Source organism: Erwinia sp. Eh17-17 (genome assembly GCF_039675725.1).
Classification (GTDB): Bacteria; Pseudomonadota; Gammaproteobacteria; order Enterobacterales; family Enterobacteriaceae; genus Erwinia.
In genome coordinates this window covers 69,491-85,295 of record NZ_JBDFQT010000004.1, presented here as the reverse complement: position 1 = coordinate 85,295, position 15,805 = coordinate 69,491, and the positions used below count along the sequence as shown (strand labels likewise).

The 15,805-nt window shown below is 56.7% G+C and carries 11 protein-coding genes; 9 read left to right on the top strand and 2 right to left on the bottom strand.

The features are described 5' to 3' along the window. Positions 1-35: 35 nt before the first annotated feature. Positions 36-629: a YhgN family NAAT transporter gene (locus tag ABEH87_RS12860; RefSeq protein ID WP_346576771.1), complete on the bottom strand. Its 594-nt coding sequence runs from the start codon at positions 627-629 to the stop codon at positions 36-38. Positions 630-810: 181 nt separating this feature from the next. Between ABEH87_RS12860 and asd the strand changes: the two genes are divergently transcribed. The 6 genes from asd to glgP all read left to right on the top strand — a co-directional run bounded on the left by asd (position 811) and on the right by glgP (position 11,759). Further along, positions 811-1,920: an aspartate-semialdehyde dehydrogenase gene (gene asd, locus ABEH87_RS12855; RefSeq protein ID WP_346576770.1), complete on the top strand. Its 1,110-nt coding sequence runs from the start codon at positions 811-813 to the stop codon at positions 1,918-1,920. Positions 1,921-2,381: 461 nt separating this feature from the next. Next, complete coding sequence (gene glgB, locus ABEH87_RS12850) at positions 2,382-4,568, top strand: 1,4-alpha-glucan branching enzyme (RefSeq protein WP_346576769.1); 2,187 nt, start codon at positions 2,382-2,384, stop codon at positions 4,566-4,568. Continuing rightward, positions 4,565-6,541 carry a glycogen debranching protein GlgX gene (gene glgX / locus ABEH87_RS12845; RefSeq protein WP_346576768.1) on the top strand — a complete coding sequence of 659 codons (1,977 nt, stop codon included), beginning with the start codon at positions 4,565-4,567 and terminating at the stop codon, positions 6,539-6,541. Before glgB ends, glgX begins: the two co-directional genes overlap by 4 nt. 12 nt (positions 6,542-6,553) lie before the next feature. After that, a complete protein-coding gene (gene glgC, locus ABEH87_RS12840; RefSeq protein ID WP_346576767.1) occupies positions 6,554-7,840 on the top strand; it encodes a glucose-1-phosphate adenylyltransferase in 1,287 nt (428 codons plus the stop codon). Between the two features lie 16 nt (positions 7,841-7,856). Next, positions 7,857-9,290, top strand: a complete 1,434-nt coding sequence (glgA, locus tag ABEH87_RS12835) for a glycogen synthase GlgA (RefSeq protein ID WP_346576766.1) — start codon at positions 7,857-7,859, stop codon at positions 9,288-9,290. Positions 9,291-9,311: 21 nt separating this feature from the next. Beyond that, on the top strand, positions 9,312-11,759 hold the full coding sequence (gene glgP / locus ABEH87_RS12830; RefSeq protein WP_346576765.1) for a glycogen phosphorylase: 2,448 nt from the start codon (positions 9,312-9,314) through the stop codon (positions 11,757-11,759). Positions 11,760-11,886: 127 nt separating this feature from the next. Here the strand turns inward: glgP and glpD are convergent, their stop codons facing one another. Then, positions 11,887-13,398 carry a glycerol-3-phosphate dehydrogenase gene (glpD, locus tag ABEH87_RS12825; RefSeq protein WP_346576764.1) on the bottom strand — a complete coding sequence of 504 codons (1,512 nt, stop codon included), beginning with the start codon at positions 13,396-13,398 and terminating at the stop codon, positions 11,887-11,889. A 238-nt stretch (positions 13,399-13,636) separates the two neighbouring features. Here glpD and glpE point away from each other — a divergent pair, with 238 nt between their 5' ends. The 3 genes from glpE (at position 13,637) to ABEH87_RS12810 (ending at position 15,647) form a co-directional block, all read left to right on the top strand. Next, positions 13,637-13,960 carry a thiosulfate sulfurtransferase GlpE gene (glpE, locus tag ABEH87_RS12820; RefSeq protein ID WP_346576763.1) on the top strand — a complete coding sequence of 108 codons (324 nt, stop codon included), beginning with the start codon at positions 13,637-13,639 and terminating at the stop codon, positions 13,958-13,960. 97 nt (positions 13,961-14,057) lie between these two features. Next, positions 14,058-14,876, top strand: a complete 819-nt coding sequence (gene glpG, locus ABEH87_RS12815) for a rhomboid family intramembrane serine protease GlpG (RefSeq protein ID WP_346576762.1) — start codon at positions 14,058-14,060, stop codon at positions 14,874-14,876. 12 nt (positions 14,877-14,888) lie between these two features. Continuing rightward, a complete protein-coding gene (locus ABEH87_RS12810) occupies positions 14,889-15,647 on the top strand; it encodes a DeoR/GlpR family transcriptional regulator (protein WP_346576761.1) in 759 nt (252 codons plus the stop codon). Positions 15,648-15,805 lie beyond the last annotated feature (158 nt).

Sequence of the window (15,805 nt, the reverse complement as noted above, 5' to 3'; positions counted from 1 at the left end):
AGGGGGGACCTTCTTTTTCGCTCCGCCCGCAGGCATCACAGTTTCAGATACGCGCGTATCCCATCCAGAAACATCTGCGTCGCCAGCATAATCAGTATTAACCCCATCAGCCGTTCCAGCGCATTAACCCCTTTGTCCCCCAGCAGCCGTAAAAACAGCCCGGACAGCAGCAGGATCACCACTGTCAGCCCCCAGGCAATCAGCAGTGCGCCGACCAGGTGGCCCATATTATGCGGATACTGGTGCGACAGCAGCATCAGCGTGGCGAGCAGCGAAGGGCCGGCAACCAGCGGAATGGCCAGCGGCACCAGGAACGGCTCTTCCCCTGCGGAAAGCCCGGTGCTGCTGCTTTCCTGCGAAGGGAAAATCATTTTAATGGCGATCAGGAACAGGATAATCCCGCCGGAGATTGACACGGTTTCCGTTCGCAGGTTGAGGAAGGCGAGAATTTTCTCTCCGGCGAACAGAAACAGCAGCATGATGCAGAGCGCGATCAGCATTTCGCGCATCAGCACCACCCGACGACGTTTCGGCTCCAGATGTTTTAAAACCGACATAAAAATCGGCAAATTGCCCAGCGGATCCATAATCAGCAACAATAATATCGTCGCAGAGATCATTTCAGTCATCGTTGTTGTTCTCGTTAGTCATCAGTGCTGTGACGTTATAAGCGTCGCTGCTAAAAAAAACCATCTAATCGATTTAATTCACTTGCCACTTTTCCTGCAACTTGTAAGGTTTAGCAATCAAATTCTTTTAACTTTAACAGGTCAGGCACTCATCAGGTGCGGCCTGATGCAGGTGTAAATAATGAAATCTGTAGGATTAGTTGGCTGGCGTGGGATGGTGGGCTCGGTTCTGATGCAACGCATGAGCGAAGAGCGCGATTTTGATATCATTCGCCCGGTATTCTTCTCGACGTCTCAGCACGGTCAGGCGGCTCCGGCTTTCGGCGGTCAGTCTGGCGGAACGTTACAGGATGCCTTTGATATTGAGGCGCTGAAAGCGCTGGATATCATCATCACCTGCCAGGGCGGCGACTATACCAGCGATATCTACCCTAAGCTGCGCGCAGCGGGCTGGAACGGTTACTGGATTGACGCGGCATCGACGCTGCGCATGAAAGATGACGCTATCATCATCCTCGACCCGGTGAATCACAAGGTGATCCACGACGGTCTCAACAACGGTATCAAAACCTTTGTTGGCGGTAACTGTACCGTCAGCCTGATGCTGATGTCGCTGGGTGGCCTGTTTGAAAATAACCTGGTGGAGTGGGCCTCTGTGGCGACCTATCAGGCGGCCTCAGGCGGCGGTGCGCGCCATATGCGTGAGCTGCTGACCCAGATGGGTATGCTGCATAATCATGTGGCGAAAGAGCTGCAGGATCCGGCGTCTGCCATCCTCGACATTGAACGTAAAGTGACCGAGCTGAGCCGCACCGGCTTGCTGCCAACCGATAACTTCGGCGTACCGCTGGCGGGCAGTCTGATCCCGTGGATCGACAAACAGCTGGATAACGGCCAGACGCGTGAAGAGTGGAAAGGCCAGGCGGAAACCAACAAAATTCTGCGCACCAGCAGCGTGATCCCGGTTGACGGTCTGTGCGTTCGCGTTGGCGCACTGCGCTGCCACAGCCAGGCGTTTACCCTGAAGCTGAAAAAAGATGTGCCACTGGCCGAGATCGAGCAGATGCTGGCCGCCCACAATGAGTGGGTGAAAGTGGTGCCGAACGACCGTGATATCTCAATGCGTGAGCTGACCCCGGCGGCAGTGACCGGAACGCTGAATACGCCAGTGGGGCGACTGCGTAAGCTGAATATGGGGCCGGATTACCTCTCGGCGTTCACCGTCGGTGACCAGCTGCTATGGGGTGCGGCAGAACCCTTACGCCGTATGCTGCGTCTGCTGGTCGGTTAATGCCGATATGTCCCCCGCGATTCGCGGGGGAAGTGTCCAGCTATGTCGGTATGCATCATCTTTTTTCACTACTATTATCTGTTCCATTCCTTTTTTAACTGGCGATTCCCCTGCGCCAGATCTCAGCGCCTCCCCCTGTATGGGGCCTTAGCCTGAGTGGATCCGTAAGGATTCAGCCGTCCCTGCCTTATGCTTTTACAGCAGCAAACTTTGAGCTGAAGAAATATTTTACGCTTTCCTCCGTAGCTATTGTTGTCCCCTGGCTATGCTTAAAAGCCACTGTCCCTAAAAGATTATTATTTTCGTTACGTCATTTTACGCATGCTGCGGTAGTTTTTTTCCCAGTGGATGGTCATCTCTGCCGGTCAGCATGCTTTGGGCTCAATGAAGAGCAGCGCACTGGGGACAGCCGCAGTCAGGGTTTCAGCCAGTCGCCTGCCAGTCATCACGGGAAGAAAGTCATGTCAGAGCTTATGGATCGACGTGTGATTAATGCTTTAGTCTCTGGTCATTTTGCTGACCCCTTTTCACTGCTGGGTATGCATAAAACCGATAAAGGGCTGGAGGTACGCGCACTGTTACCGGACGCCAGTGAAGTCTGGGTCATCGATCCCAGTACGGGTAATCAATGTGCCCAGCTGGAGTGCCGGGATGCGCGCGGTTTTTTTCAGGGGGTGATACCCCGACGCAAGAATCCGTTCCGTTATCAGCTCGCTGTCACCTGGCACGGTCAGCAAAACCTGATCGATGATGCCTATCGCTTCGGCCCGCTGTTGCCGGAAATGGACAGCTGGCTGCTGGCGGAAGGTACCCATCTGCGCCCCTATGAAACCATGGGTGCGCACGCCGATGTCATAGATGGTGTTATCGGTACCCGCTTTGCCGTCTGGGCTCCTAATGCTCAGCGTGTTTCCGTTGTCGGTGAATTTAACTACTGGGATGGACGCCGGCACCCGATGCGCCTGCGTCGTGAAATTGGCGTCTGGGAGCTGTTTATCCCTGCCGCTCGTCCGGGGCAGTTGTATAAGTTCGAAATTATCGACAAAGACGGCCAGCTGCGGCTGAAGGCCGACCCGTATGCGTTTGAGGCGCAGATGCGCCCGCAGACGGCCTCGATGATCTGCGGTATTCCTGAGAAAACCACGCTGTCGCCGGAACGCCAGCGCGCCAATGGTTTCGATCAGCCCATCTCGATTTATGAGGTGCATCTTGGGTCCTGGCGTCGTCACACCGATAACCACTTCTGGCTGAGTTACAAAGAGCTGGCAGAGCAGCTGGTTCCTTATGCCAAAGAGATGGGCTTTACCCATCTTGAGCTGCTGCCAATCAATGAACATCCTTTCGACGGGAGCTGGGGCTACCAGCCGCTGGGAATGTATGCGCCCACGCGGCGTTTCGGTACGCGCGACGATTTCCGTGCCTTTATCACGGCCGCCCACAATGCCGGGCTGAACGTGCTGCTGGACTGGGTGCCTGGCCACTTCCCTTCGGATGATTTTGGCCTGGCGAAGTTTGACGGCACCGAGCTGTATGAACACGGGGATCCGCGAGAAGGTTTCCATCAGGACTGGAACACGCTGATTTATAACTTTGGTCGCCGTGAGGTTAGTAATTATCTCGCCGGCAATGCGCTGTACTGGGTCGAGCGCTTCGGCATTGACGGTCTGCGCGTGGATGCCGTGGCATCAATGATTTATCGCGACTACAGCCGTGCTGAAGGCGAGTGGGTACCGAACCACGAGGGTGGGCGCGAAAATCTGGAGGCGATCTCCTTCCTGCGCTACACCAACCGCACCCTCGGTCACGCGGCTCCCGGTTCGATTACCGTGGCAGAAGAGTCGACTGATTTTGATGGCGTGTCGCGGCCACCGGAGACGGGCGGCCTGGGCTTCTGGTTCAAGTGGAACCTCGGCTGGATGCACGACACCCTCGACTACATGAAGCTTGACCCGATCTACCGCCGCCATCACCACAACCTGATGACCTTCGGGATGCTGTACAACTACACCGAAAACTTCGTGCTGCCGCTGTCGCACGATGAAGTGGTGCACGGCAAGCGCTCAATTCTCGACCGTATGCCGGGCGATGCGTGGCAGAAGTTCGCAAACCTGCGCGCCTACTACGGCTGGATGTTTGGCTTCCCCGGTAAAAAGCTGCTGTTTATGGGCAATGAGTTCGCTCAGGGCAAAGAGTGGAACCACGATACCAGCCTCGACTGGCACCTGCTGGAAGGGGACGACAACTGGCACAACGGCGTACAGCGCCTGGTGCGCGACCTGAATCATACCTATCGCGATAATCCGCCGCTCTATCAGCAGGACTTCGACCCGGCGGGCTTTGAGTGGCTGGTGGTGGATGATTTTGATAACTCGGTATTTGTCTTTGTGCGCCGCGATCGCGACGGTAATGAGCTGATTGTCGCCAGTAACTTCACCCCGGTGGCGCGCCATGACTATCGTTTTGGCGTCTCAGGCGCCGGGCGCTGGCGCGAAGTGCTCAACACTGACTCTGAACACTATCACGGCAGCAATCACGGCAATTTCGGCGTGATCCATACCGATGACTGGGGCAGTCACAACCGCAGCCACTCGCTGAGCCTGACCCTGCCGCCGCTGTCAACGCTGTGGCTGGTGCGGGAGGCGCAATGATGCCGCTGCGCGAGGGGCTCCCTGCGCCGCGCGGAGCCAGTTACGACGGTAAAGGGATCAACTTCACCCTGTTTTCGCAGCATGCGCAGCGCGTTGAGCTGTGCCTGTTTGATGACAGCGGCAATGAGACCCGCGTTGATCTCCCGGCGCGCACCGGAGATATCTGGCACGGCTATCTGCCCGCCGGGAAGCCGGGGCAGCGTTATGGATACCGCGTACACGGTCCGTGGCAGCCGCAGCAGGGGCAGCGTTTTAATCCCGCCAAGCTGCTGCTGGACCCCTGTGCGCATGGCGTGCAGGGAGAGGTGAGCGACGACCCGAGCTTCCAGTGCGGTGTTGATCAGCCTGATGTGCAGGACAGCGCAGCGCTGGCACCGAAAGGGGTGGTGCTGGCGGATGATTTTGACTGGGAAGAGGATGCGTCACCGCGTGTGCCCTGGGGCAGCACGGTGATTTATGAGGCCCACGTGCGTGGCCTGACAATCCAGCATCCTGATATTCCGCAGGCAATACGCGGCACCTATGCGGCTCTCGGCCACCCGGTGATGATTGACTATTTTCAGCGTCTGGGGATCACCAGCCTTGAACTGCTACCCGTGGCCTGCTTCGCCAGTGAGCCGCGTCTGCTGCGCCAGGGGTTAACCAACTACTGGGGTTACAACCCGCTGGCCTGTTACGCGCTGGAGGGGCGCTATGCGTCAGGTCAGGATCCGCGTCAGGAGTTTCAGCAGGCGGTGAAAGCCCTGCATCAGGCCGGAATTGAAGTGATCCTCGACGTGGTGTTTAACCACACCGCCGAGCTGGAAGAGACCGGCCCGATGCTGTCGATGCGCGGTATTGATAACCAGAGCTACTACTGGCTGGACGGGCAGGGGCAGTACCAGAACTGGACGGGCTGCGGTAATACGCAGAATCTCAGCCATCCACAGGTGATGGAATGGATGCTCGACTGCCTGCGCTACTGGGTGGAAGAGTGCCATGTTGACGGCTTCCGCTTTGACCTTGCCACCGTGCTGGGGCGCACGCCGGACTATCATCAGACGGCGCCGCTGTTTCTGGCGATTGCCGCTGACCCGCTGCTGTCGGCCTGCAAGCTGATTGCGGAACCCTGGGATATTGGCCCCGGCGGCTATCAGGTGGGCAATTTCCCTCCGCCGTTCGCCGAGTGGAATGACCATTTCCGCGATGGCGCACGGCGCTACTGGCTACACGGTGAACTGTCTAACGGCGACTTCGCCCGCCGTTTTGCCGGGTCGAGTGATGTCTTTGACCACAGCGGCAGGCGCCCTTCCAGCAGCATCAATCTGATCACGGCGCATGACGGTTTCACGCTGCGTGATGTGGTCAGTTTTGATCGCAAACATAATGAGGCCAACGGTGAAGATAACCGCGATGGCAGCAACAATAATTTCAGCCATAACCACGGCTACGAAGGACTGAATGCGCCATTGCTGATTGTGGAGCATCGCCGCCGCAGCGTACATGCCCTGCTGACGACGCTGCTGCTGGCACAGGGCACACCGATGTTACTGGCCGGTGATGAGCACGGCCACAGCCAGCACGGCAACAACAATGCTTACTGCCAGGATAATCCGCTGACATGGCTTGACTGGCAGCATCACGACCGGGGGCTGTTCGCCTTCACCGCCGCCCTAATCCATCTGCGCCGTCGTATTCCGGCACTGCAGCAGGATCGCTGGTGGCAGGAGGGCGACGGCAGTGTCGAGTGGCTGAATGACCAGGGGCAGCCGCTGACGACCGGAGAGTGGGAGCAGGGGGAGCATCGTTTGCAAATCAGGCTTTCACAGCATTGGTTGCTGACGATCAACGCCACCGAAGAGGTGTGTGACCTGGTGTTACCTCAGGGGAAATGGCACGCCATTCCTCCCTTCGCCGGGGATGATAACCCGATTCTGTCAACTGTCTGGCATGGGGCGGCTCACGGTGTGTGCGTGTTCCAGGAACAATCATAATAGGAGTCAGACATGGTCAAATTAGATAAGAACGACCCTGTAATGCTGGCAAGGCAATTACCTACACAAACGGTGGCGCTGATCCTCGCGGGCGGCCGCGGCACGCGCCTGAAAGACCTCACCGCCAAGCGGGCAAAACCGGCGGTCCACTTCGGCGGGAAATTCCGCATCATCGACTTTGCGCTCTCTAACTGCCTGAACTCGGGCATCCGGCGCATTGCGGTGATCACCCAGTACCAGTCACATACGCTGGTGCAGCATATTCAGCGCGGCTGGTCCTTCCTCAATGAAGAGATGAACGAGTTTGTCGACCTGCTGCCTGCCCAGCAGCGCCTGTCAACCGACCACTGGTATCGCGGTACGGCCGATGCGGTGACGCAGAATCTCGACATTATTCGCCGCTACCACGCGCAGTACATCGTGATCCTCGCCGGGGACCACATCTACAAGATGGACTACTCGCGCATGCTGATCGACCACGTGGAAAACGGCGCGCGCTGCACCATCGCCTGCCTGCCGGTGCCGCTGGCCGAGGCCAGTTCATTTGGCGTGATGAAGGTCGATGACGATAACAAGGTGGTGGAGTTCCTCGAAAAACCCGATAACCCACCGTCAATGCCCGGCGATGACAGCAAGGCGCTGGCCAGCATGGGCATCTATGTTTTTGATGCCGAATACCTTTATGGCCTGCTGGAAGCGGACCAGGAGCTGCCGCAGTCGAGCCATGATTTCGGCAAAGATTTGCTGCCGAAAATCGTCGCCAGCGGTGAAGCCCTGGCCCACTCGTTCAGCCTCTCCTGTGTTCAGCATGATGAAACTGCGGAACCTTACTGGCGTGATGTCGGTACGCTGGAGGCCTACTGGAAAGCCAACCTGGACCTTGCCTCGGTAACACCAGAGCTGGATATGTATGACAGTACCTGGCCGATCCGTACCCATATGGAACCTCTGCCCCCTGCCAAGTTTGTGCAGGACCGTTCCGGCAGCCACGGTATGACAATGAATTCACTGGTATCAGGGGGCTGCATTATCTCTGGTTCTGTGGTGGTGAACTCGGTGCTGTTTTCACGGGTTCGGATTAACTCCTTCTGCAATATTGAGTCGTCGGTATTACTGCCGGATGTGGAGGTGGGACGCTCCTGCCGCCTGCGTCGCTGTGTGATAGACCGCGCCTGTGTACTGCCAGAAGGAACGGTGATTGGCGAAAACCCGGATGATGATGCCCGGCGTTTCCACCGGTCTGAAGAAGGGATTGTTCTGGTTACCAGGACCATGCTGGCGAAATTAGGCTGGTGTTAGTACAAAGGAGCCGATAATGCAGGTGCTACACGTCTGTTCAGAAATTTTCCCGCTGCTTAAAACCGGCGGACTTGCTGATGTTATTGGGGCATTACCGGCAGCGCAAATTGCAGACGGGACGGATACGCGGGTGTTATTACCGGCATTTCCCGCTCTGACTAAAGCCATCACCAATACCCAGGTGGTCGCAGGGCTGCAAACTTTTGCCGGCTATGTCGAGTTACTCTTTGGTCACTATGATGGCGTCGGGATCTATCTGATAGATGCCCCCGGCCTGTATGACCGGCCGGGCAGCCCGTATCACGACGAGTCGCAGTATGCCTATCCTGATAACCACGTGCGCTTTGCGCTACTGGGATGGATGGCCTGTGAGCTGGCGTGTGGTCTGGATAACTGGTGGCGACCGGATGTGGTCCATGCGCACGACTGGCATGCCGGACTTGCCTGTGCCTATCTGGCCGCGCGTGGGCGTCCGGCCAAATCGGTGTTTACGGTGCATAACCTGGCGTATCAGGGCCTGTTTGATGCCCGGCATCTGGACCTGCTGCAGATCCCGCCGTCATTCTTCACTATGCACGGGCTGGAGTTCTTCGGACAGATCTCCTTCCTCAAGGCCGGGCTGTTCTATGCCGATCATATTACGGCGGTCAGCCCGACCTATGCGCGTGAGATCACCCAGCCGGAGTATGGCTACGGCATGGAAGATCTGCTGAAGCAGCGCCAGCTGGAAGGGCGGCTGACCGGGATCCTCAACGGCGTCGATCCGGCTATCTGGGACCCGGAGCAGGATCTGCTACTGAATGCCCGCTACAACCGTGATGTGCTGGATGCCAAGCTTGAGAACAAACGGCAGCTGCAAATCACTATGGGGCTAAAGATCGACGAAAAAGCGCCGATCTTTGCTGTAGTCAGTCGTTTAACTAAACAGAAAGGGCTCGACCTGGTGCTGGAAGCTCTTCCGGGGTTACTGGAGCAGGGCGGCCAGCTGGTGTTGCTGGGGGCGGGTGATGCCGAATTGCAGCAGGGGTTCCTGGCCGCCGCCGCCGAATATCCGGGGCAGGTGGGGGTGCAGATCGGCTATCACGAGGCCTTCTCTCACCGCATTATTGGCGGGGCCGATGTGATTATGGTGCCAAGTCGTTTTGAGCCCTGTGGTCTGACGCAGCTGTACGGGCTGAAATACGGTACGCTGCCGTTAGTGCGGCGTACCGGGGGGCTGGCTGATACCGTCAATGACAGCTCTCTTGAAAATCTGGCGGATGGTATCGCCAGCGGTTTTGCCTTTGAAGACAGTAATGCCTGGTCTTTATTGCGGGCTATCCGACGTGCTTTTGTTCTCTGGTCCCGCCCCTCACTGTGGCGCTATGTTCAGCGCCAGGCCATGGGGATGGATTTTAGCTGGCAGGTGGCGGCAGTGGCCTACCGCGATCTCTATCAACGTTTGTTGTAACCAGAAAATGGGAAATTTGATATGAACGCACCCTTCTCCTATGCCTCACCGACGCTCAGTGTAGATGCACTAAAGCATTCGATAGCCTATAAGCTGATGTTTACCATCGGCAAAGACCCGTCTATTGCTAACAAGCATGAATGGCTCAACGCCACCCTGCTGGCGGTGCGTGACCGCATGGTGGAGCGCTGGCTGCGCTCGAACCGTGCTCAGCTGTCGCAGGATGTACGCCAGGTGTATTACCTGTCGATGGAGTTTCTGGTCGGACGCACGCTGTCGAACGCACTGCTGGCGATGGGCATCTATGACGATGCGAAGTCGGCGCTGGAAGAGATGGGCTTTGATCTTGAAGACCTGATTGAAGAAGAGAGCGATCCGGGGCTGGGCAACGGCGGGCTGGGGCGTCTGGCCGCCTGCTTCCTTGATTCACTGGCGACGCTGGGCCTGCCGGGGCGCGGTTACGGCATTCGCTATGACTACGGCATGTTTAAGCAGAATATCGTTGATGGTCGTCAGGCTGAGTCGCCGGACTACTGGCTGGAATACGGTAATCCGTGGGAGTTCCAGCGCTTTAATACCCGCTACAAAGTGCGTTTTGGCGGGCGTATCCAGCAGGAGGGCAGCCGCGCACGCTGGGTGGAAACCGAAGAGGTGCTGGCCACCGCTTACGACCAGATCATTCCGGGTTACGATACGGATGCTACCAATACCCTGCGGCTGTGGGGCGCGCAGGCCAGTAATGAAATCAACCTGGGGAAATTCAACCAGGGCGATTACTTTGCCGCTGTGGAAGATAAAAACCATTCGGAAAACGTGTCTCGCGTGCTCTATCCCGATGATTCCACCTATTCGGGGCGTGAGCTGCGCCTGAGGCAGGAGTATTTCCTCGTGTCTGCCACGGTGCAGGATATTCTTCACCGCCACTGGGCGATGCATCAGACCTTCGACAACCTGGCCGATAAGATTGCGCTGCACCTGAATGACACGCATCCGGTGCTGGCCATCCCTGAACTGATGCGCCTGCTGATCGACGAGAATAAATACACCTGGGATGATGCGTTCGAAATCACCTGCCAGGTGTTCTCCTACACCAACCACACGCTGATGCAGGAAGCACTGGAGACGTGGCCGGTCGATATGATTGGCAAAATTTTACCGCGTCATCTGCAAATCATTTTCGATATCAATGACTACTTCCTGAAAACCATTCAGGAATACTACCCGGATGACTGGGAGCTGCTGTCGCGTATCTCGATTATTGATGAGAACAACGGCCGCCGCATTCGTATGGCCTGGCTGGCAGTGGTGGTCAGTCACAAGGTTAACGGCGTCTCTGAGCTGCACTCCAATCTGATGGTGCAGTCGCTGTTCGCTGATTTTGCCCGTCTGTTCCCTGGCCGTTTCTGCAATAAAACCAATGGCGTGACACCGCGCCGCTGGCTGGCACTGGCCAACCCGGCGCTGTCCGACGTGCTGGATGAGGCGATTGGCCGTAACTGGCGTACCGAGCTGAGTCAGTTAGATGAACTGAAACAGCACATCGACTACCCGGAGTTTATTAAGCAGGTCAGCAGCGCCAAGCTGGCTAATAAAAAGCGCCTTGCCGCCTGGGTCAGCCAGAAGATGGATATCGTTATTGACCCGCGCGCCATGTTTGACGTGCAGATCAAGCGTATTCACGAGTACAAGCGACAGCTGCTCAACGTGCTGCACGTGATTACCCGCTATAACCGCATCAAAGCTGATCCGACGGCTGACTGGGTGCCTCGAGTGAATATTTTTGCCGGGAAAGCCGCTTCGGCCTACTTTATGGCGAAGCATATTATTCATTTGATTAACGATGTGGCGCAGGTGATCAACAACGATCCGCAGGTGAAGAATAAGCTGAAAGTGGTCTTTATTCCTAACTACGGCGTCAGCCTGGCGCAGATCATTATTCCGGCGGCGGATCTCTCAGAGCAGATCTCGCTGGCAGGAACGGAAGCGTCGGGCACCAGTAATATGAAGTTCGCGCTGAACGGTGCGCTGACCATCGGTACGCTGGACGGGGCGAACGTCGAGATGCAGGATCACGTCGGTGAAGAGAATATCTTTATCTTTGGTAACACCACGCCGCAAGTTGAAGCGCTGCGTGCCAGCGGTTACAACGGGCGTGATTTTTACGAGAAGGATGCTGAGCTGCATCAGGTGCTGACGCAGATTGCTACCGGCGTCTTCAGCCCTCAGGAGCCGGGACGTTACCGCAATATCTTTGATTCACTGGTGAACCTGGGCGACCACTATCAGCTGCTGGCTGATTATCGCAGCTATGTTGATACACAGGATAAGGTCGATAAGCTCTACCGCAATCAGGATGAGTGGACGCGCTGTGCCGTACACAACATTGCCAATATGGGGTATTTCTCGTCGGATCGTACCATCCAGGAGTATGCGGATGAGATCTGGGGGATTAAACCGGTCAGGTTGTAAGCGGGAAGGAGAGGCCCGACCTTAACAGAAGGTCGGGCCCTGGAATCGAATGCTATCGGACGCTTAGCGATGGAGAATTTGTCTGGATTCCGTAGGGGGCGACCCTTTTTTCCGGTCGCCCCTGTTTTTATGAGGCCAGCGATAACGCCGCAGGTTTTTTACCGTGCTCGGCCAGCCATGCGGTAATCCGCGCCTGCTGCTCTTCGTTCAGCCACATCCCTTCTTTCGTCCGGCGCCAGATGGCATCGTCGGTCACGCGCACCCACTCTTTCTCGACCAGGTAACGCAGTTCCGCTTCATAGAAGTGGTGGCCAAACAGCTCGCCCAAATCGTCGAGGCTGGTGGCGTCTTTCAGCACTAATTCCGTATTGCTGCCGTAGGTACGCGCATAGTGGCGCGCCATCGCTTCGGTGATGAACGGGAAGCGGCGACGCAGCGTTGCGGCGTAATCCTGAGGCGTACCGGCGAAGTTACCGCCCGGCAGCACACAGCTTTTGGTCCAGGCTGCACCCGCATGCGGGTAGTATTTGCTCAGTTTCTCCATCGCGTGCTCTGCCAGCTTGCGATAGGTTGTGAGCTTACCGCCGAATACCGACAGCAGCGGAGTCTGGCCCGCATCATCATGCACGTCCAGGGTGTAATCGCGGGTAATTGCCTGAGGGGAATCAGACTCATCATCACACAGCGGGCGCACACCGGAGTAAGTCCAGACGATATCGTTACGGCTGATGTCTTTCTTAAAGTGGGCGTTAAACACCGTCAGCAGATAGTCGATTTCGTTATCGTCGATTTTGACGTTATGCGGGTCGCCTTTGTACTCGACGTCGGTGGTGCCGATAATCGAGAACTCATCCATCCACGGGATCACGAACACAATACGGTTGTCTTCGTTCTGCAGGATATAAGCCTGCTTCTGAGTGTGAACGCGGGGGACCACGATGTGGCTGCCTTTGATCAGACGGATGCCGTAAGGGGACTTCAGCTTCAGGCTGTCGTCAAACAGCTGTTTCACCCACGGACCCGCCGCATTCACCAGGCCTTTGGCCTGCCAGGTGAAGGTTTTGCCGCTATCGACGTCTTCCGCTTCCACGTTCCACAGGCCATTTTCACGCCAGGCACGCGTCACGCGAGTGCGGGTACGCACTTCGCCGCCGCGCTTTTCAATTTCCTGCGCGTTCAGTACCACCAGACGGGCATCGTCCACCCAGCAGTCAGAATATTCGAAACCGCGCACGATTTCGGGCTTCAGCACCGAATCTGAGCCAAAACGCAACCCTTTGCTGCCCGGCAGGCTGGTGCGTTTTCCGAGGTGGTCGTACATAAACAGGCCAACGCGGATCATCCACGCCGGACGCAGGTGCGGGCGGTGCGGCAGGCGGAAACGCATCGGGAAAGCGATGTGCGGGGCCATTTTCAGCAGCACTTCGCGCTCGGCCAGTGCTTCACTGACCAGGCGGAATTCATAGTGTTCCAGGTAACGCAGGCCACCGTGGATCAATTTAGAACTGGCGGAAGAGGTGGCGCAGGCGAGGTCTTGCGCCTCCAGCATCAGCACCGACAGTCCGCGCCCGGCAGCATCAGCCGCAATACCGGCACCGTTAATGCCGCCGCCGATTACGATCAGGTCTTTGGTTTCCACGTCATCTCCTCCGATGTTCGGAATCTTTCAATAATGTTCGTTTTCGAACATTATAGTAATCGTAAAGCCACATTGACGCCAGCGTTAACCTAATAAAAACATTTATGCGTGATGCAGGTAACATAATTGCTGCAAGAAAAAGACGATCTCCCTGCTGACTGCCGGGTTATTGTGCGCCTGCTTCAGGCTACAATGGGGGTAATTTGGTCACTTTTTTAGCTTTTGACGAGAACCCACCATGGAACAATTTGAGTGCATCGACGTAGCGCAGGCGCAGCAGAAGCTGGCCGCAGGGCAGGCTTTGCTGGTTGATATTCGCGACCCGCAGAGTTTTGCTGCGGCCCACGCCAGCGGAGCCTTCCATCTGACCAATGATTCCCTGCCGGCCTTTATCGCCCAAGCGCCGCTGACCACCCCGGTGCTGGTAATGTGCTATCACGGCAACAGCAGTAAAGGTGCTGCGCAGTATTTACTGAATCAGGGCTTTACGTCGGCTTACAGCATTGACGGCGGTTTTGAAGCCTGGCGCACGGCATTCCCCCAGCAGGTGGATAACGCGTAACTTATCGCAGGCCAGGCGCTTTCCCCTGCAATCTGTAAGGGGAAATCGTTATACTGTCCGCTTTGTCTGGTTAGATTGTAAGGAAGCCGCTTCTATTATGCGCATCACCCATTTTACTCATCTGCGCCCGGCTCAGGCGTTTGTCGACTACATGGCGACGCGCGGCGTGACGTTGCGCATTGAGCACGACGGCGGCTATACGCTGTGGCTCGATGATGAATCCCAGTTCAGCGTGGTCGAAAACGAACTTAATCAGTTTATCCGTGACCCCAACCACGTGCGCTATCAGGCGGCAAGCTGGCAGTCAGGCACCACCGACAGCGGTATTCATTATCAGCACACCTCACTGCTGGCGAACGTGCGTGAACGCGCCGGGCCGTTAACCCTGCTGGTGATGGCCGCCTGTATTCTGGTGTTTATTCTGATGCAGGTATTCGGCGACCAGGCGGTGATGAGCCTGCTCTCCTGGCCCGACGCAGACCAGCATTTTGAACTGTGGCGCTGGTTCAGCCATGCGCTGCTGCACTTCTCGTTACTGCACATTCTGTTTAACCTGATGTGGTTTTGGTATCTTGGCGGCACGCTGGAAAAGCTGCTCGGTAGCGGTAAGCTGTTTGTTATCATGCTGATTTCCGCGTTGCTCAGCGGCTGGATGCAGGCGAAATTTAGCGGCGTGCTGTTTGGTGGCCTTTCCGGCGTGGTGTATGCCCTGATGGGCTACTCCTGGCTGTGCGGTGAGCGCTGCCCTGAACGCGGCATCTACCTGCAGCGCGGGTTGATGGCTTTCGCGGTACTCTGGCTGCTGGTGGGCTATTTCGGCTGGTTTGGCCTGTCGATTGCCAATGCTGCTCACGTTACCGGGCTGCTGGTCGGGCTGGTGATGGCCTTTGTCGATACGCGTCAGATAAAACGGTAAAAGGGGAAGATCTTGAAGCAGACACAACGACATGACGCCATCATCGAACTGGTGCGTCGCCAGGGATATGTCAGCACCGAAGAGCTGGTCGAACATTTTGACGTCAGTCCGCAAACCATTCGCCGCGACTTAAACGAGCTGGCCGAGCAGAATAAAATTCAGCGCCATCACGGCGGCGCGGCGCTGCCTTCCAGTTCAGAAAACACCGCCTGGCAGGACCGAAAAATGATGTGGTCGGCCGAGAAAGCGCGCATTGCCCAGCGCGTTGCCAGCCAGATCCCTGACGGGGCATCTCTGTTTATTGATATCGGCACCACGCCGGAAGCGGTGGCCCACGCACTGATGAACCACAGCAATCTGCGCATAGTGACCAACAATCTCAATGTGGCCGTGCTGCTGATGGCGAAGCCCGATTTTCGCCTTATCCTGGCGGGGGGCGAGGTTCGCACCCGTGACGGCGGTATTATGGGGGAGGCCACTCTCGACTATATCTCCCAGTTCCGTCTCGATTACGGCATTCTCGGTATCAGCGGCATTGATATGGACGGTTCACTGCTGGACTTCGACTATCATGAAGTGCGCACCAAGCGGGCGATTATCGAGAATTCCCGCTGCGTGATGCTGGTGGCTGACCACTCTAAATTTGGCCGTAACGCGATGGTAAATCTCGGCAACATGGGATTAATCGACTATCTGTTCACCGACCAGGCCCCCCCTCCGGGCGTGATGAAAACCATCGAGCAGCACGACGTTCATCTGGAGCTCTGCTAACCCGGCAGCGGGCGGCCAAAAAAAGGGCCGCCCGCGACTGGCGCGTTTTACGAATTCACTCATACTCAGATTAGTCTCTCTATTTTTCCGTCCCTTTCCCCCATTGTTGGGCGTGCAGCCTGCTCTGCACCCTGCTGCCGTGCGCTTTATCCGGGCTG